The 18286-nt window shown below is 71.0% G+C and carries 11 protein-coding genes and 1 pseudogene; 2 read left to right on the top strand and 10 right to left on the bottom strand.

Going from position 1 to position 18286, the window contains the following annotated elements; all coding sequences use genetic code 11:
- From RR49_RS02160 to coaA, 6 genes and pseudogenes are all read right to left on the bottom strand, one after another.
- A pseudogene (locus tag RR49_RS02160) lies at positions 1 to 684 on the bottom strand (hypothetical protein); the annotation flags it as partial.
- Between the two features lie 84 nt (positions 685 to 768).
- Complete coding sequence (locus tag RR49_RS15585; RefSeq protein ID WP_045246288.1) at positions 769 to 1605, bottom strand: DUF5666 domain-containing protein; 837 nt, start codon at positions 1603 to 1605, stop codon at positions 769 to 771.
- A 1-nt stretch (position 1606) separates the two neighbouring features.
- Positions 1607 to 2833 carry an ABC transporter permease gene (locus RR49_RS02150; protein WP_045246286.1) on the bottom strand — a complete coding sequence of 409 codons (1227 nt, stop codon included), beginning with the start codon at positions 2831 to 2833 and terminating at the stop codon, positions 1607 to 1609.
- Positions 2830 to 3621: an ABC transporter ATP-binding protein gene (locus RR49_RS02145; protein WP_045246285.1), complete on the bottom strand. Its 792-nt coding sequence runs from the start codon at positions 3619 to 3621 to the stop codon at positions 2830 to 2832. Before RR49_RS02145 ends, RR49_RS02150 begins: the two co-directional genes overlap by 4 nt.
- 1 nt (position 3622) lies before the next feature.
- Positions 3623 to 4885 (bottom strand): efflux RND transporter periplasmic adaptor subunit, encoded by a 1263-nt coding sequence (locus RR49_RS02140; RefSeq protein WP_045246283.1) that lies wholly within the window; start codon positions 4883 to 4885, stop codon positions 3623 to 3625.
- Positions 4886 to 5109: 224 nt separating this feature from the next.
- Entirely contained in the window at positions 5110 to 6063 is a 954-nt protein-coding gene (coaA, locus tag RR49_RS02135; protein ID WP_045246281.1) for a type I pantothenate kinase, read from the bottom strand.
- 89 nt (positions 6064 to 6152) lie between these two features.
- Between coaA and RR49_RS02130 the strand changes: the two genes are divergently transcribed.
- Together RR49_RS02130 and RR49_RS02125 are read left to right on the top strand one after the other, a co-directional pair.
- Positions 6153 to 6725 carry a hypothetical protein gene (locus RR49_RS02130; RefSeq protein WP_045246279.1) on the top strand — a complete coding sequence of 191 codons (573 nt, stop codon included), beginning with the start codon at positions 6153 to 6155 and terminating at the stop codon, positions 6723 to 6725.
- Positions 6726 to 6773: 48 nt separating this feature from the next.
- Positions 6774 to 7706: a Ppx/GppA family phosphatase gene (locus RR49_RS02125; RefSeq protein WP_045246277.1), complete on the top strand. Its 933-nt coding sequence runs from the start codon at positions 6774 to 6776 to the stop codon at positions 7704 to 7706.
- 7 nt (positions 7707 to 7713) lie between these two features.
- Here the strand turns inward: RR49_RS02125 and glmM are convergent, their stop codons facing one another.
- The 4 genes from glmM to RR49_RS02105 form a co-directional block, all read right to left on the bottom strand.
- On the bottom strand, positions 7714 to 9069 hold the full coding sequence (gene glmM, locus RR49_RS02120) for a phosphoglucosamine mutase (protein ID WP_045246276.1): 1356 nt from the start codon (positions 9067 to 9069) through the stop codon (positions 7714 to 7716).
- Positions 9070 to 9077: 8 nt separating this feature from the next.
- Positions 9078 to 9554, bottom strand: a complete 477-nt coding sequence (gene rpsI, locus RR49_RS02115) for a 30S ribosomal protein S9 (protein ID WP_045246274.1) — start codon at positions 9552 to 9554, stop codon at positions 9078 to 9080.
- A gap of 26 nt (positions 9555 to 9580) precedes the next feature.
- Entirely contained in the window at positions 9581 to 10027 is a 447-nt protein-coding gene (gene rplM, locus RR49_RS02110) for a 50S ribosomal protein L13 (RefSeq protein ID WP_045246273.1), read from the bottom strand.
- A 204-nt stretch (positions 10028 to 10231) separates the two neighbouring features.
- Entirely contained in the window at positions 10232 to 18070 is a 7839-nt protein-coding gene (locus RR49_RS02105) for a DUF5979 domain-containing protein (protein ID WP_048809401.1), read from the bottom strand.
- Positions 18071 to 18286: the final 216 nt, after the last annotated feature.

Below are 18286 nucleotides of genomic sequence, written 5' to 3'. Positions count from 1 at the left end.
TGGCGTCGGGGAATCGGTGGGCGTGGCCGACGGGCTCGGGCTGTCCGTGGGAGCGGGCGTGGCGGTCGGGGAATCGGTCGGCGACGGCGAGCTCGACGGGTGCGGCGCGGCCGGGGCGAGCAGCGCGGCGCACGCGGTGCCCTCCGCCTTGACCGCGGCATCCATCGCGGTGATCGCCGCCGTGAGCGCGGACGTCGATCCGGACGACGATCCGCCCGCCGCCGATCCGCCGGAGGAACCCGACGACGATCCGCTCGCGGTGGTGCCGCCGGAACCACCCGAGGCGCCGCTCGTCGTGGTGCCCGACTGCGCAGACTCGAGCGTCACCTGGTCGTTGGCGAGCTGCGCCTGCGCGGCCAGCAGCGCCGACTCGAGCGGCGCCGGGTCGATCGTGGCGAGGGTCTGCCCCTCGGTCACCGTCTGGCCCACCGCCACCGGGATGCTCGTCACGGTGCCCGACGTCGCGAAACCGACCGAGGTGTCGCCGAGCCGCTGCACCGTGCCCGTGAGGGTGAGTACCTGCGACACGGCGCCGGTGGACACCGCCGCCGTGCGATAGCGGTCGGAGCCGGTCGAGGCCTGCACGGCCACGACCGCGCCGCCCGCGGCCACGATCACGATCACGGCACCGACGGCACTGCCGATGATCCAGGTGAGACGTCGACGCTGTCGCGTGGGAGACATGGGGAATTCTTTCTCGTCAGGCCCGCCGGATCCGACGCGCGGGATGCGCTATCGGGCCGGCGGGCTGTGTCATCGACGGCGAGGTCAGGAGTTCGAGCCGGAGGAGCCCGAGGAGCCGGACCCCGAACCGGAGCCGGAGCCGGAACGACCTCCGAAGCCGCTCGAGCACGTGCCGTTGACGGGCTGGCTGACGGTGAGCGATGTCGCCGTCAGGGCGCCGGTGTCATCCTTCGTTCCGGTCGCGGTCACGCAGACGCCGACCGCCACATCGCTCGCGGTCCCGGATGCCAGCTGGGTGTAGGTCGTCGAGGAGGACGTCGTCACCGTCACCTGGGTCGACGAGCCGCCGCCCCGCGCCGCCTCGGTCACCACGAACGATCCGTTCGAGAGCGACGCGATCTGTCCGAACGCACCGAAACCACCGAAGCCGCCGGTGCGCGGGGTCGCACTGCCCGATCCGGATGCGGGGCCGCCCGACCCGCCCTGTCCGGCACCGCCGCCGGCGCCGCCACCGAACCCGGCGGTGCAGGTCGACCCGCCGCTGGAGGTGATCTCCACCGAGGCCGCGGCGACCTGCGTCGCCGGCGTGGCGGACCCGCTGGACCCACTCTGATCCGCACGGACGACGACACAGTCGCCGGTTGCGAGAGCCGTGGCATCCGCGCTCTTCTGCACCTCGAAGGTGGTCGACCCCGTCCACGTGACCGCCGTCTGCGCGGTGCGCGTCTGCACCTGCGCCGTGCTTCCGTTCAGCGCCGCGACCTGACCGCTGACGCCCGGGATGCGGGCCGCGCGGCTGCTCGAGGGAGCGGGGTTGGGGGCGGCGTTGCCCGAATCGGTGGCGCCGGCGGCCGAGCAGGCCGACAGCACGATGGCGGCGCCGGCGAGAACCGCCAGCAGACCGGTCTTGGAGTACCTCATGTCATTCGCTCCTCAGCGCGTCGATCGGCGCAAGGCGCGCCGCTCGTCCCGCGGGGTAGACCCCCGCGACGATTCCGATAATCAAAGAGACCAGCAGGGCGCCCAGCGCGACCGGCAGGGAGAGCAGCACGGGCTGGCCGAGCACCGCAGGAAGGGTGAGCGCGCCGATCGTGCCGAGCGCGATGCCCAGGAGCCCGCCGATGAGGCCGAGCACGCTCGCCTCGACGAGGAACTGCCGCAGGATGGCTCGCGGGGTCGCACCCAGCGCCTTGCGCAGACCGATCTCGCGCACCCGCTCGGTCACCGACACGAGCATGATGTTCATCACGCCGATGCCGCCGACCAGCAGCGAGATCGCCGCGATGCCCGCGAGGAGGATCGTGAGGATCTGCGTCGTGGAGGTCGCGGTCTGCAGCAGCGAGGCCTGGCTCGCGACCTGGAAGTCCGCGTTCGAGGCCGTCACCCCGTGCTGGGTCAGCAGCGCATTGTCGGTCTCCTGGTAGGCCGCCGACAGCGCCTGCGTGCTCGCCGCCTCGACATAGATGGAGGAGATCGTCGAGCCGCCCGAGCTGGAGAAGATCGACGCCCACGTGGTCGACGGCACGACCAGCTGATCGTCCTGGTCGCCGCCGACGGTCGATCCGGCCGTGTTCAGCTCGCCGATGATCGTGAACGGGATGTTCGCGATCGTCACCTGCTGGCCGACCGGATCGCGGAACCCGAACAGATCGGATGCGGTCGTGGACCCGATCACGGCGACGCGCGAGAGGTTGTTCAGATCGTCGTTCGTGAAGAACCGGCCCGACACCACCGACCGGGCGCGCACCGTCAGCCACGTCGGCGTGGTGCCGACGATCGAGGTGGTCCAGGTCGAGGTTCCGGCAACCGCCAGCTGAGAGGTCGTCGACACGGGCGCGACGGCCCCGATGTCGGGCGCGACCGTGGTGTTGGCGAGCAGCGCGGCATCGGCCGACGTGAGGGTCGATGCCGAGCCGGCACCGCCGCGCACTCCGCCGACACTCGTCGTGGAGCCGGGGGTGACGACGAGCAGGTTCGAGCCGAGAGAGTTGATCTGCGCGGCGACCTGCTGCTGCGCGCCCTGTCCGAGGCCGACCGTCAGCATGACCGCGGCGATCCCGATAAGGATGCCGAGCACGGTCAGCGCGGAGCGCATGCGGCGGTGCCGGATCGCGTCGAGCGCGGTGCGCAGCGTCTCCGCCCAGTTCATCGTTCGTCTCCGATCGAGGTGGGGTGGTCGGGCAGGTCGGTGGGGGACGGAGCGGATGCCGCGTGCGCGCCCGCCTCGGGGACGATCGCCGCCGCAGCCAGCACGCCGTCCGGGTCTTGCAGCTCGCCGTCGCGGATGCTCACGGCGTACGCGGCACGGTCGGCCACCTCGTGCTCGTGGGTGATGACGACGACGGTGCGCCCCTGCTGATGCAGCTCGTCGAAGAGGGCGAGGATGTCCTCGGTCGAGACGCTGTCGAGGTTTCCGGTCGGCTCGTCCGCCAGGATCAGGCTGGGCTTCGTGACGAGCGCCCGGGCGACCGAGACGCGCTGCTGCTGGCCGCCGGAGAGCTCGTTCGGGCGGTGGTCGATGCGACTGCCGAGCCCGACGCTCTCCAGCGCCTCGATGGCCCGCCGCTTGCGCTCCTCCCGCCCGACACCGGCGTACACGAGCGGCAGCTCCACGTTGCGCCAGGCGGTGAGACTCGGCAGCAGGTTGAACTGCTGGAAGACGAACCCGATGCGCCGGTTCCGGATCTCGGCCAGCTGCGCCTCCGTGAGGGTGGACACATCGTCGCCGGCCAGACGGTAGGAGCCGGAGGTCGGGATGTCGAGGCATCCGAGGATGTGCATCAGCGTCGACTTGCCGGAGCCCGACGGGCCCATGACGGCGAGGTAGTCGCCCTCGCGCACCGTGAGGCTGAGACCCCGCAGCGCCTGCACCTCGATGTCGCCGATGACGTACGACTTGCGCACGTCGTCGAGCTCGATGATCGGTTCGCCGAGCATGTCAGTTGCCGCCCGAGGTCGATGATCCGGATCCCGAACCGGTCCGGCCGGAGCCACCCGTGCCGGGGCCGCCCCCGCCGCCCGAGCGACCCGAGCCGCCGTTGCCGCCGGTGCCGCCGAAGATGCTGGAGCCGCCCGATCCCGATCCGGTGCGGAACGACTGCGTGACCGGCACCACGACCTCCTGACCCTCCGCCAGACCGTTGGTGATCTGCGTCTGGGCCCCGAAGATCTGGCCGAGGGTGACCTGCACGGTCTGCTGCGACCCGTTGTCGCTGACGGTGACGACCGTCTGGCCGTTCTCGGTGCGCACGGCCGCCGTCGGGACGGTGAGCACGTTGTCGAGCTCCTTCGTGATGATGTTCACGCTCGCCACCGTGCCGGCGTACAGCCCGGTCGGCGAGCCAGTCAGCGCGACGGTGACCGGGAACTGGGCGACACCCGCGGTGCTCGAGGTCGACTGCACGCCGATCGACTGCACGGTGCCGAAGATCGCCTGGGTGGCGCCCGTGGGCGTCACCTGCGCCTGCATGCCGGTCTTGATGTTCGCGAGGTCCGCGTTGCTGACCGTGGTGGAGACGACCCATGAGGTGGGCGAGATGACGGTGATGGCCGCCGCCGAGCTCGTCGGCGTGCTCGAGGTCGACGACGTCCCGGTGCTCGTCGAGGTGCGCGACGCCGACGAGCTGCTGGAGGACGAGGAGGTCCCGCTCGACCCGATCTGGGCACCGACCGACACGTTCACCGCGGCGACGACGCCGGCGATCGGAGAACTGAGCGTCGCCTGGCTGACGGCGGTCTGCGCGAGCTGCAGCTTCGCCTGCGCCGAGGCGACCTGAGCGGATGCCGCGGCCACCTGCGCCGAGGTGCCGCCGGCGGCGGCCGTCTGCTGGGTCTCGGCCTGGTTGAGCTCCGCCTGGGCGAGGGTGACCTGGCTCTGCAGCTGAGTCGGGTCGATGGAGGCGAGCGCCTGACCGGCCGTGACCGTCTGCCCGACCTGCACGTCGACGGCCGTGACGGTGCCGCTCGAGGAGAAGGTGAGGTTCGCGACCGTCGCCGGCTCGATCGTGCCCGACGCCGAGACGCTCTGGTCGTACGTGCCGACGGCGGCCGCGACCAGGCGCTGGGTCGCCGCCTTCGGCGAGAGGAAGAACACCGCAGCCGCGGTGCCCGCTCCTGCCACGACGACGACGGCCACGATGGTGATGATGACTGCCGGCCTGCGCCACCAGCGACGCGAGCGCGGAGCGCGCTTCTTTGCCATGCCTCGGTCCTTTCGAGTGAATCCTCGACGAGGCTAGGAGTGCTCGGCTGGGCTGGCGGGCGGTTGCGCTATGCCGTCTCTATGGATTCGCCTCGCGGGCGAGATCCGCGTGATGACGCGTATCTCGCGGCATCCTGCCGTGTTTTTCGGCACCGTCAGCGCGCATTGCTATGAGATCTTCAGAGTTCTCAGTGCGTCGCCCCACCGCGTGTCGGACGGCGCCCTCAGAGCTTGCGCAGCAGCACCGACTCGACCGCGTGCGAGCGATCCTTGCGCAAGACGAGGCTCGCCCGGTGACGGGTGGGGAGCACGTTCTCGATGAGGTTCGGCAGGTTGATCTCGGTCCAGTACCCCATCGCGCGCTCGACGGCCTCCGCATCGGACAGGGACGCGAACACGTTGAAGAACGAGGACGGGTTGCTGAACGCGCCGCGACGCAGGGCGAGGAAGCGGTCGGTGTACCACTGGGCGATGTCGTCGGGTTCGGCGTCGACGTAGATCGAGAAGTCGAACAGGTCGCTCACCGCGACGTCGTTGGGCGAGGGCGGGGGCTGGAGCACGTTGAGACCCTCGACGATGACCACATCGGGTCGGTGCACGGAGATGTGGGCGTCCGGGACGATGTCGTACCGCATGTGCGAGTAGAACGGCGCCTTGACCTCCTCGGCGCCCGACTTGACGGCGCTGAGGAAGTCGACGAGGCCGCGCCGGTCGTACGACTCCGGGAAGCCCTTGCGGGCCATGAGGCCGCGTCGCTCGAGTTCCGCGTTCGGGTAGAGGAACCCGTCGGTGGTGATCAGCTCGACGCGGGGCGTTCCCGGCCACCGGCTCATGAGCTCACGCAGAAGGCGCGCGATCGTGGACTTGCCGACCGCGACGGAGCCGGCCACGCCCACGACGAACGGCGTCGTCGTGTCGGGCTCCCCGAGGAAGGCGCTCTCGTCGGCGCCGAGCCGCTTCGTCGCTGACGCGTAGAGCGAGAGCAGCCGGCTCAGCGGCAGGTAGACCTCGCGCACCTCGGTGAGGTCGAGGCGGTCGCCGATGCCGCGCAGCTGCACGACCTCCGCCTCGGTCAGCGGCTGCTCCATGCCCGCCGCGAGTCGCGACCAGTCCGCGCGACCGATCGCGCGGTAGAGCGTGGGCGCGAGGGTCTCGGGCGAGGCATCGTCGACGGGCACGGGGTCAGCCTAGCGGCGCGGGCCGGCGGCCCCCGCTGCGCTAGCATCCGTGACAGGAGCGCACCGGAGCCGCCGAAGGGAGGCTATCGATGCGTGAACGGCGGGTGGTCGTCATCGCGGCCATCGCGATGGGCGTGGCGGTCGCGCTCGCCCTCGCCGGGTTGCCCCTCTACGTCTTCCCCTCGCACCCGGCGGTAGCGCGGGCGGACCTCGTCTACGTGATCGGGCCGCCCACTCCGGCCCGCGTGGCGGACGCCCAGAAGCTGCTCGACGAGGGCGTGGCATCCCATCTGCTGGTCTCGGTCGGCGGGGGGATGCCGGCGTCGACCGTGCCGGAGTGCGCGCGCCCCGACGTAACCTGCGCCACGCCCGAACCGTTCACCACGAAGGGCGAGGTCGCCCTGCTACAGGCCTACGCGCGCGATCACGCCGCGCAGAGCGTCGTGGTGCTCACCTTCACCCCCCATGTCGCCCGTACCCGCTACATCTTCGGACGCTGCTATGCGGGCGACGTGACCGTCGTGCCCGTCGAGGAGCGCCTCGATTTCGGGCAGTGGGTGTATCAGTACCTCTACCAGTCGACGGCGTTCGTGAAGGCATGGCTCCTCCCGTGCGCCGAGCCGATGAGCGCGGTCCCCACGCCGGTCGCGACGGCGGGGTAGAGTCTCGGCGCTCCGCGACGGCGGGCGGGCGCCGGATAGGCTGACCGCGTGCGACTCGGCGTTCTCGACATCGGCTCGAACACCGTCCATCTGCTCGTCGCCGACGCCCACCCGGGCGGCCGCCCCCTGGCGTCGACGAGCACGCGCACGGTGTTGCGACTCATGCGCTTCCTGACCCCCGACGGATCGATCAGCGAGGAGGGCGTCGCCGCCCTCGAGCAGGCCGTCGCGGACGCCGCCCGGGTCGCCCGGGAGCAGGGCGTCGACGAGCTGCTGGCGACCGCGACCTCCGCGGTGCGCGAGGCGACCAACGGCGACGGGGTCATCGCCCGCATCGAGGCGGCCCTCGGACAGGAGCTGCAGGTGCTCGGGGGCGAGGTCGAGGCGCGGTACACCTTCCTCGCCGTGCGCCGCTGGTTCGGCTGGTCGGCGGGACAGGTGCTGCTGTTCGACATCGGCGGCGGGTCGCTCGAGATCGCGGCGGGCGCCGACGAGCTGCCGGAGGCCGCGGCATCCGTGCCCCTCGGCGGCGGACGCATGACCGTCGAGTTTCTGCACGACGACCCGCCCGGAGAGGACGCCGTCGAGCGGCTGCGCGCACACGCCGAGCAGACCCTCGACCCCGTGCTCGCACCCTTCCGCGCCCTCGCGCGCCCCGGCCACGTCGTCGGGTCGTCGAAGGCGATCCGCTCGCTCGCGAAGCTGGCCGGCTACCCCGTGCCGGGCTGGTCGGGCATCGAGCGGATGCTGCTCCCCCGCGCCGCGCTCGGCTCGTGGATTCCGCGGCTCGCGCGCATCCCCGCGTCCGCCCGGCAGGAGCTGCCGGGCATCACCGCCGACCGCACGTTCCAGATCGTCGCGAGCGCCGTCGTCGTGCACACCGCGATGCGTCTCATGGACGTCGACGAGCTCGAGGTGAGCCCGTGGGCACTGCGCGAGGGCGTGCTGCTTCGCTACATCGAGTCGATGGCCTGGAGCTGAGCGGGACTCAGTTCTCGAGGCGCTCGCGCACCACGTCGGCGAGGGTGGCCGCGATGCGCTCGGCGGTGGCGGCATCCGCCGCTTCGACCATCACGCGTACGAGCGGCTCCGTACCCGACGCCCGCAGCAGCACCCGGCCGGTGTCGCCCAGCTCCGCCTCCGCAGCCGCGACCGCGGCCGCCACCTGCGCGTCGGCCACGCGGGTGCGATCGACGTCGCGCACGTTCACCAACACCTGCGGGTAGACCGTCATTGTCGATGCGAGCTCGGCGAGCGAGCGTCCGGTGCGCGCCATCTCGGCGACGAGGTGCAGACCGGTCAGGAGGCCGTCACCCGTCGTCGCGAAGGCGCTCATGATCACGTGGCCGGACTGCTCGCCGCCCAGCGAGTAGCGGCCCTGGTTCATCGCCTCGAGCACGTAGCGGTCGCCGACCGCGGTCTGCAGGACTCGGATGCCGCGATCGGTCATGGCCCGATGCAGGCCCAGGTTGCTCATCACGGTCGCGACCAGGGTGTCGTCCGCGAGCGCGCCGCGTTCCTTCATCGCGACCGCGAGGATCGCCATGATCTGGTCGCCGTCGACCACACGTCCCGCCGCATCGACAGCGAGGCACCGGTCGGCGTCGCCGTCGTGGGCGATGCCGATGTCGGCGCCCAGCCGCACGACCTCCGCCGCGAGCGAGTCGAGGTGGGTCGAGCCGACGCCCTCGTTGATGTTGAGCCCGTCGGGGTCGGCGCCGATCACCGTCACACGGGCGCCCGCGTCGCGGAACGTCTCGGGCGAGACTCCGGATGCCGCGCCGTGCGCGCAGTCGAGCACCACGTGGAGGCCGCCGAGGCGATGGGGCAGCGAACGCAGCAGGTGCAGGACGTAGCGGTCCTCCGCGTCCGCGAAGCGGCGGATGCGACCCACGCCGGCGCCGGTCGGCTGCAGCTTGGGGCCTGCGAGCGCGAACTCGATGCGCTGCTCGACGTCGTCGGGGAGCTTCACACCGCCCCGCGCGAAGATCTTGATGCCGTTGTCGGGCGCGGGATTGTGCGACGCGGAGACCATCACGCCGAAGTCGGCGTCGGTGTCGGCCACGAGGAACGCGGCCGCCGGGGTCGGCAGCACTCCGGCGTCATCGACGTCGACGCCGGAGGAGGCCAGACCGGCCGCGACCGCCGCCGCGAGGAACTCGCCGGAGATGCGCGGATCGCGCGCGAGCACCGCGCGTGGGCGTCGCCCCGCGGCACGCCGCGCCTCGGCGGAACGGCCCTGGCCCAGGACGACCGCGGTCGCCTGGGCCAGGGTGAGAGCAAGATCGGCGGTGAGGGGGCCGTTGGCCAGCCCCCGCACGCCGTCCGTGCCGAACAGCGCCATGGAGCGGATCAGCGCTTCGAGTACTGAGGAGCCTTGCGCGCCTTCTTGAGACCGGCCTTCTTGCGCTCCTTGACGCGAGCGTCACGCGAGAGGAAGCCGGCCTTCTTGAGGGTCGGGCGGTTGTTCTCGGCGTCGATCTCGTTGAGCGCGCGCGCGATGCCGAGGCGCAGCGCGCCGGCCTGGCCCGAGGGGCCACCGCCCTGGATGCGGGCGATCACGTCGTAGGCGCCCGCGAGGTTCAGCACCGTGAACGGGTCGTTGATGAGCTGCTGGTGCAGCTTGTTCGGGAAGTAGTCCTCGAGCGTGCGGCCGTTGACCGTGATCGAGCCGGAGCCCGGCACGAGACGGACGCGGGCGATCGCCTGCTTGCGGCGGCCGACGGCCGCACCCGGCACCGAGAGAACGGGGCGGGGGGCGTCGACGACCACGTCGGCCGGCGTCTCGGTCGAGTAGCTGTTGTCGGTGGAGTCCTGGATGTTCGCCACGAGTGTGTCCTTTGGGTGAGCGGCGCTTACTGGGCGACCTGGTCGAAGGTGTAGGCCTTGGGCTGCTGCGCGGCGTGCGGGTGCTCGGCACCCGCGTAGACCTTCAGCTTGGACAGCTGCTGACGACCGAGGCTGTTCTTGGGGAGCATGCCGCGGATCGCCTTCTCGACGGCGCGGACGGGGTTCTTCTCGAGGAGCTCGGAGTAGGCGACCGCCTTGAGACCGCCCGGGTAGCCCGAGTGGCGGTAGGCGAGCTTCTGCTGGAGCTTCTGACCGGTGAGGGCCACCTTCTCGGCGTTGACGACGATGACGAAGTCGCCGGTGTCGACGTGGTTCGCGAAGGTGGGCTTGTGCTTGCCGCGGAGGATCGCGGCAGCGTGCGAGGCGAGGCGGCCGAGCACGACGTCGGTGGCGTCGATGACCAGCCATTCACGCTGGATCTCGCCTGCCTTGGGGGTGAAAGTGCGCGTCACAGTTGTGCTGCTTTCTGTATCGAACGGAGAGGTTCGTGAATCCCGCTCCGGGGTGCTTGTGCGAGGGATGCTCGCGCAAGACGCCAGTGGAGGGCTCACGTTCGCGGTGACGCCCAGCAAGGCGCACCAAAGGGAGAGTCTACGTCATCGGGATGCCGCGGCCAAATGCCGGTGCGCAGATCGCTGCGCACCGGCATCCGGTCATCAGGCGCTGCGGCGCCTGCGCACCCACAGCAGGAGCCCGCCGACGAGCAGCAGCAGTCCGCCGCCGATCGGCACGAGCACGTTCATCGCGGCACCGGTGTAGGCCAGCGGCGGCTCGAACTCGTTCTCCACGACGATCGACGAGTCGTCACCCGTGAGGGTGATCTGGGCGCTCGCCGACGTGGTCACCGTCGTGCCGACATGGATGCGGGTCGCCGTGGCACCGCCCGTGTCGGTCTCGGTCAGGTCGCACACGGTGCCGATCGGGACATCCGAGATGGTCAGCGTCGCCGCCGCCGTCCCGCCGATCTGCGCGGTGACGTCGCGCAGTGTGACGCCCGCCGGATACACCGTGCTCGTGTAGGTGCACACGACATGCACCGGGAAGGTGCGGGTGATCCCGATCGACCCGAGTCCGCTCAGCTCCTTCGAGATGACGACCGGGGCGACGTCGAAGGCGTTCGTGAACGCCACCGTGCTCTGGTCGGCGGCCGACACGTCGGGCAGCGGCGAGAGGGTCGCCGTCGTGCCCGTCACCGCGGGCTGCGTCACGCCACCCTCGGTGACGGCCACCGTCGTGCGCGCGGCGCCGGCGGCATCCGTCTCCGTCACGCGGCAGTCGGCGCCCTCGGGAAGACCCGTCCAGGTGAACGAGCCGCCTGCGGCGATGCTCTGCGTCAACGGCTCGGTCGCAGCCACCGCGGCCCCGTTGAACGTGCAGGCGAGCGCGACCTGGAACGGCCCGTAGGTGAGCGGATGCCCCGTGGCATCCGTCGCCTGCGAGTCGACCGTCTTGGTGACCGTCACCTGCGCCAGTCGGAAGGTGTTCTGCACCTGGAGCGCGGGCTGCGCCTGATCACCGACCGAGAGCACGGTCGGGTCGGTCGCGACGGTGAAGGTGTAACCCGTCGCCGCGTCGGCCAGCGGCGCGCCCGTCGCGGACTGGATCTCACTCAGTCCCGCGCCGCCCGCGTCGGTCTCCCGAAGGATGCAGGAGGATCCGCTCGCGATGCCCGTGTAGTCGGCCACGGGGGACGCCGCATCGACGATGCGCGTCGCCCCGCCGGGCAGCACGACCGACTCGCCCCCGCGCGTGCACGCGAGGTCGAACGTGAACTGCGCGGTGCCGTACGTCGCCGCCCCCGCACCGGCGAAGGTCTTCGTGACCTGGACGGAGCCCGTCAGGTACCAGTTCGTCAGCGCGACGGTGGCCAGACCGCTCGTGGGGATCGTGACGACGCCCGTCGTCGTGTCGGTTCCGTCGTTCGGCGTGATGACGACCGCGTCGGCGCCGAGGAGCGCGTTCTCGGTCACATCGCACGTGGAGCCCGCGAGGATGCCGGTCACGGACGCCGTCCACGCGCCCGACGCGCTGAGCGTGCGGGTGGTGTCGACGAGCGTCTGCCCGTTCAGCGTGCACACCACGTGAGCGGTGAAGGACTGGGTCTCACCGAACTGGGCCGCGCCGCCGCCCTCGAACGACTTCGTGAGGGTGAGCGCGGCGACGTCGTAGAGGTTCTCGAACGACACGGCGTTCTGGGTCGCCCCACCGGTGCCGTTCGGGCTCAGCTCGGGGATGTCCGCCGTGCGCGTGGCCTGATCGGTGGTCGGGGTGACCGTCGGGTTCGCGACGTCCACGCTCGTGACGGTGCTCTGCGCCGAGAGCGGATCGGTCTCGGTCACGGTGCAGTGCGCGCGGGCGGGCAGGTTCGTGAAGCTGCGCGACCCGCCGTCGTCGAGCGTGAACGTCGTGCTCAGCACCGTCGCGCCGTTGAACGTGCAGTCCACCGAGAAGCCGAAGCCCGTGGGGATCGGGAACCCGGTGCTCGCGGTGACGGTCTTCGAGACCGTGAGGCTCGCGTAGTCGTAGACGTTCGTCACCGTCTGCAGCTGCAGCGGCGTCGTGCCCGAGACCGCGGTGACCGAGGCCGGGCTCACCGACGAGGCGGCACCGGAGTTCGACTCGACGAACGCACAGTCGGCACCCCACGGCAGCCCGCCGACGGTGACCGGAACGTTGGCGGTCAGCGCCGGCACCGTCGGCAACGACGTCGAGGCGACGCTGACACCGTTCGACGTGCACTGCAGCGAGCCGGAGAAGGTCGTGGGCACCCACGACTCCCCCGCGGCGTCACCCGTGACGGTCTTCTCGATCGTGATGCTGCCCGAGGCGAGCGCCGCACCGACCACCGGCACCTCGAACGGAAGCAGCGTGACCGAGGAGCCGCCCGCGGTGTAGGTGGCCCCGGTCATCGCCGAGTTCCAGGCGATGGGGTTGGTGCCGCTGTTGACCGCTGCCGGCGGGGCATCCGTCGGGAAGCTGAGGGTGAACGTCTCCCCCGGTCGCAGCGCGTGTCCGCCGCCGGCGAAGTCGACGACCGCGTAGATCGCCGTCACCGTGCTGAGGTCGACCGACGAGTCGAGCGGCTTCCAGTACCCCGGCGGGCAGCTGCCCCCCGGGTTGAGCACGTCGTCGCAGAGCGCGGTGCCGGGCGTCACGCTCGAGTAGTAGTAGGTCGCCGTCGCGCCCGGCGCGACCGCGGCCTGCAGGGTCGGCAGCGCGCTCAGGGTCGGGTGCCATTCGGTCGTCGCGGACGGCAGCGTGATGCCGCTCGCGCCGGAGTTGGGCAGGTACAGGATGCTCGAGACGGTGTCGAGCGAGTAGGTGCCCTGGTTCGTGTACTGCCCGCGCCAGGTGTTCACGGCTCCGGGCTTGGTGATCGGCGCACAGTGCCCGGAGTAGAAGCCGTCGCTGGTCGCGTCGGCGCTCGAGCAGGGCGTGGAGTTCGACGAGGTCACGCCGAGGCTCGCGTCATCGGCACGAACCTCTTGATACATCCCGAGGTTCGCGAGCGGCAGCACGCTGACGGCGGCCGACGTCGAGCAGGTGTCGCTGGGCGGACCGGTCAGGTTGCACTGGTCGAACTGGCGCTGGCCGTCGAGCGAGTAGGTGTTCGTGATGACCTGGCCGGCGAGCAGACCCGGGCGCAGGCGCATCGGGAAGCTGATCGTGTACGTCTCGCCGAGGCCCAGCGCGGTGCCGGACGCGAACGAGAAGCGGATCGCGATCGGCTCCGGCGTCGAACCCGTCGAGTACGTCACGTGCACGGTGACCTGCGACGGATCCACCGGCACCGACGTGTACGGCGCGCCGGGGGCGGTGCCGCCCGTGCGGGCGAAGGTGTAGGACGACGCGTCGGTCGGATCGACGCCCGCGGGGAACACGTAGTCGGGGGCACCCGCCACCGCCGTTCCCACCGGCAGCGTGTCGGTGATGACGGGGTCGATGATCGGATACTGACCGTTGTTCGTGGTCGCCAGTCCCACCGTGAAGGTGGTGGCGGGCTGCATCGTGCCGGACGGGGTCTTCACGAGGCGGGCTTCGGTGGGCAGATGCAGGAAGTGCATGGTCGCCGATGCGGTGTCGACCGCGTCGACTCCGTTGCCGGGCACGCCGCTGGCACGGGCCTCGACACTGTTCGGGAAGCTGCCCGCGGCGGTCGTGCCCGGCGCGGGGCTGTTGCCCGCCAGATCGGTCGGCACGGGACCGCCCGTGACGAGCGCCGTGCGGCGCTGGATCGAGACGGCCGCGTTCAGTGTGGGCGTCGCGGGGTTCTCGAACAGCAGCAGGGCGGCTGCCGGGTCGTTGACGGATGCCGCGGCGACCCGCTGATACGTGAAGCGCACGCCCTGGATCGCGCCGTAGGTCACGAGGCCGCCGCCGGCGAGGGTGGCCGTGCTCGATGCGGTGCCGCCCGGGAGGGCGGTGCGTGCCTGCGCGGCGGACTTCCACGCGGTGCCGGCGGTGCCGACCACGGTCTGCCAGGTGCCGCCGGTGAGCGTCAGGGAGTTGTCGGGGGCGACCGCGTAGGTGCCACCGGTGAGCACCTCGACCATGACCCGGTTGGCCGGGCTCGCGATCGCGAAGGTGGAGGCGAGACCGGCGAACGAGTACGCGTTGAAGAACGCGGGCGACTGGTCGGTCAGCTGCACCTGGTTGCTGCGCGCGGTTCCGCCCGGCGTGCCGGCGATGTTCATCGTGAACGTGTCGGACTCGTTCTCGTACTGCTGGCTGTCCGGGGCGAAGCTCTTCGCGGCCGTCACGGTGCGGGTCTGGGTGTTGGTGATCTGCATCGCCGCGCTGTCGCAGTCGATGACCGTGTTCGGTGCCGGGCTCGGTGTGACCGGCGAGTCCGCGCAGGTACCAGCGGTCTCGATCGACGGGTCGGCGAGCTGGCCGATGAGCGTGTTCGGCACGCTGCCTGCGGCGACCGCGGTCGCCGGGTCGGAACGGTACGTCTCGCGCAGCTGCAGGTCGATCACGATGCGCAGACGCCCGTTGGTGTTGCCGGAGGTCGTCGGCTGGATGCGCCCGGTGCTGGTGGCGGAGATGCCGACCACGTTCACGAGATCGGCGGCGGTCAACGCGGTGGCCTGCGCGATCGTGTACGGGGACGAGGTCGTGCCGTCGGCGTAGGTGAGGATCAGCTCGGTCGCGGTCGCGCCCTGCGGTGCGGTCACTCCGGCGATGTCCGTCAGCGTGAACGCGTCGAACGCGCTGCCCGCGAAGGCGGCGTCGCCGGGCAGCACTCCGGGTGACGGCTCCGTCGCGGTGATCGAGTTCACCAGCTGCGGGCCGTTGTTGGTGACGTCGAGGGTCGCCCGCGTCGACGGGTAGTCCGCGGCGGGCGTTCCCGACGGCGGCACGCCGATCGGACCGCCCGACCAGGTCTTGGTCGTCGTGATCGTCGCCGTCGCGTTCAGCAGTGCGATGTCCGCACCGTCGGTCGTCGAGAAGCCGTCCGCACAGACGCCGGCGACGAAGTCGGTGAGGCAGGCGTCAGAGGTCACCGTGTTGTGGATCTGGCCGGGCGTCGACGTGTTGTACAGGTCGTTGTAGAGCACCGGCGTCGTGCCGTCGGAGCGCAGCACGTCGCGCAGCTGGAAGGTCAGCGTGATCGGGCGCCGGTTCTGCGTCGCCGTCACCCCGCTGCCCACGGCAGGCTGGGTGAGCGAGCCCGGCGTGAGCACAGACGCCCGGTTCGGGCTCTCCTCGAACAGGAAGCGCACGCCCGTCGTGGTGGAACGCTCACTCGCACTCAGCGTGTACCCGGGGAAGACCGTCGAACCCGACGTGGGGCCGTCCCACGAGGTCGCGCCGGAGATCGTGACGGGAGTCCACACCCCCGTCTGGCCGTTGAACAGCTCCACGGCGGCGAGCGTGTCGTAGGCGATGGCCGGGTCGGAGGTCTTCGTGATCGGCGCGATCCGGGTGAGATCGAACGTGTTGAAGAACGAGGTGCCCAGCGACGCCGAGGTCGCGGGCCCACCGGCCGCGCCGGTCTCGGTGACGTACTGCTGGGCGATGCCGGTCAGCCCCCCCGTCGACCAGTTGAGGGTTCCCGTCGCGGTGGCCTGCGTACGCTCCGTCAGCGCGATCGGGTTGAGCGACTTGTCGACGAGGTCGGGGCCTGTTCCGCTCCCTCCCCCGAGCGGAACCAGGTTCACGACGGCGCACGGCGAGGTGTTCGCCGTCGTCGCCGAGAGCGCGGGGCTCGTCGCCGAGGCATCCGCCGATCCGCAGTTCGCGCGCTGCACGACGTCGGTCGTGCCCGATCCCGGTCCGGGGATGGTCGCATTGGTCGGCACCGACCCGATCGGGGTCGAGCTGGACCGGGTCACGGCCCGAGTGGTGAAGGTGATGTTCGGCTGGAAGGTCGAACCCGGGGCGAAGCTCTGCCCACTCAGCGCGTCGTAGACGAAGCGGAGCCCGGTGATAGACCCCGACAGTGAGGAGGGGATGTCGATCGTGCGGTACTGCGGCGGAGCGGTCAGGCCGATCGCTCCCGGCAGGTTCGTCCACACGCCCGGCGCAGTCTGGTACTGCACGGTGAGGCTGGCGTTCCCGGGGATGCCGAGCTGCGTGAGCTGGGTGGCGTCATACAGGTCCCACCAGTCGGCCGATAGCGCGTCGGAGTCGGTCACGACGACCTGGGTGGGGTTCACCGTCGTCGCCGGGAATCCGGCGACCGTCGCGGGAATCTGCGCGATGAACTGCTGGCCGGCGGTGAGGTATCCCTGACCCGGCGTGATCGTCTTCGCGACGGTCACGCCGAGACGGTCACCGTAGATCGAGAGCGTGTCCTGCGCGTGGGCCGTCGCCGTGCGAGAGGGGTCGTCGACGGCGACACCGGTCACATCGACGGCATTGACCACGTCGGTGCGGTCGGGAAGCGGCGTGGGACGCGAGGTGTTCGCGATGAACGGCAGCTTCGCCTCGGCGCCGGGGACGATCCCGCCGGTGGCCGTGGAGGAGAAGGTGACCGTGAAGCCGACGACACGCGTCGCGACATCGGGGGCGGGGATCGTGTCGGCCGTCGTGGTCGAGAGGGGCGCCGAGGTCGTGTTGTCGGAATACGTGTAGACGATGGTCGCCGAGGTGGCGCCGTCGGGCCACTGCACACCCGTCGTGCTCGTGCCGACCTGCCCGAAGCCCGCGAAGGTGAGCTCGTCGGCGAGCGGGTTCGGGCTCGTCGTCGCGGCGCCCGGCTCGGTGATCGACAGGGAGCGGAGCCCGACGGTCCCCGCGTTCGTCGCGCCGAGGCGCACCGTGGTGGGGTCGCCGGCCTTGACCTGGTCGGCGTCGAAGGTCTTCGCCGCCGTCACCTGCAGTCCGTACGGGACGATCTGGTAGTTCTTGCTCACGAGCGGCGAGTTCGCCGTGAGCGTGCCGAGCGTCGCGCTCGCGGTGATGCTGTTGCTCACGGTCGTCACCGGCAGGCCCGCGACGTTCGCGCGCTGGGCGAGGGCGATCGCGGCGACTCCCGCAGCGCCGCGCTCGATGGCGGCCGCAGTCGCGCCGGTGTAGGTGAAGCGCACGCCGTAGACGTCCGCCGGGTCAGGCGCACCGGTGGCTGGGTAGACCGGCGGACCGGCGCCGGTGTAGACGGTGTGCCACTGGCTGTCCAGCGACGAGTAGACCTCGGCGGTGACGCCGGTCGCGCCCGCGGGCAGGGTCATCGCGCCGAACCCGGTGAAGGCGAGGTAGTGGAACGGGCTCGTCGCGCCGGTCGGCGGGTTGCCGGGCCCGGCCGGATCCTGCACGACGAGGCTGTCGGCGGGGCCGTTGGTGGTGTTCGTGCCGGTGAGCGTCAGGGTGGTCGTGAGCCCCGGGGTGTTGAAGTTCTGGGTCGGGGAGAACGACTTGTCCGCCGTGGCTGCAGGGGTCTGCGGCACGACGGGAGTGACGGTCGCGGTGCTCGACTTGGGGTCGGCGTTCGCCGAGGCGATGTTCGCGGTGTTCGGAATCGTCGTGCCGTCGATGGTCCACGGCGCGTTCGGCGACACCCGCACCTGGATGTCCATCTGGTACGACCCCAGCGGCAGTCCGGTCGACGCCGATGGAGTCTGCACGGCGGCGGTGAAGGCCAGCACCACCTGGGTGCGGTCTCCGACCGCGGAGGTCGTGACGGTTCCGGGGGCGGTGCCCGGGAACGAGCTCACACCGACGTAGTCGATCCACTCGGGCAGCAGGTCGGTGATGGTCGTGGTGTCACATCCGGTGACGCCCGTGATCGAGGTGCCGCAGCTGAAGTCGAGCCGATACGAGAACGACGTGCCCGGCGTGAGCGGCGTGCTCGGGAGGATCGCCGTCTTGACGATGCCCTGCGAGGCGTTGATGGTGGCGGCCTGCGCGGGCGCGGCGATCGCGACGAGGCCCGCGGCGATCACGACGACACTGACGGATGCCGCGGCCACCGCGACCACACGACGACGGAAAACAGAGAACAGGCGCACCGAGACACCCCCCCAATAGGCGCGACGGCTCGCGACACACATCGTCGCTCGTCATCACGTACGGCGCACGCCCGTCTCGGGTGACGAGCGGCGAAGGCTCCCCGACATGCGTGAGCCGACCCCCCTGAGCAAAGTTGCGGCGCCCGGAGGGGTACCCCCTCACTATCGCACAGGTTTGCCGGATCGGCACGTGCGCTCAGGTGTGCCGGATCGGCACGTGCGCACAGGTGTGCCGGATCGGCACGTGGCGGCGCGTCG

This window comes from Microbacterium ginsengisoli (assembly GCF_000956535.1).
In the GTDB taxonomy this organism is placed as follows: Bacteria; Actinomycetota; Actinomycetes; order Actinomycetales; family Microbacteriaceae; genus Microbacterium; species Microbacterium ginsengisoli.
The sequence above is the reverse complement of the archived record's forward strand: the minus strand, read 5'-3'. Positions and strand labels throughout refer to the sequence as shown.

Excerpts from the sequence above, each read along its gene's own strand:
- RR49_RS02130 (WP_045246279.1), top strand. The coding sequence starts at position 6,153 with ATGCGTGAACGGCGGGTGGTCGTCATCGCGGCCATCGCGATGGGCGTG.
- RR49_RS15585 (WP_045246288.1), bottom strand. The coding sequence starts at position 1,605 with ATGAGGTACTCCAAGACCGGTCTGCTGGCGGTTCTCGCCGGCGCCGCC.
- RR49_RS02150 (WP_045246286.1), bottom strand. The coding sequence starts at position 2,833 with ATGAACTGGGCGGAGACGCTGCGCACCGCGCTCGACGCGATCCGGCAC.
- RR49_RS02145 (WP_045246285.1), bottom strand. The coding sequence starts at position 3,621 with ATGCTCGGCGAACCGATCATCGAGCTCGACGACGTGCGCAAGTCGTAC.
- RR49_RS02140 (WP_045246283.1), bottom strand. The coding sequence starts at position 4,885 with ATGGCAAAGAAGCGCGCTCCGCGCTCGCGTCGCTGGTGGCGCAGGCCG.
- glmM (WP_045246276.1), bottom strand. The coding sequence starts at position 9,069 with ATGGCGCTGTTCGGCACGGACGGCGTGCGGGGGCTGGCCAACGGCCCC.
- RR49_RS02105 (WP_048809401.1), bottom strand. The coding sequence starts at position 18,070 with ATGTGTGTCGCGAGCCGTCGCGCCTATTGGGGGGGTGTCTCGGTGCGC.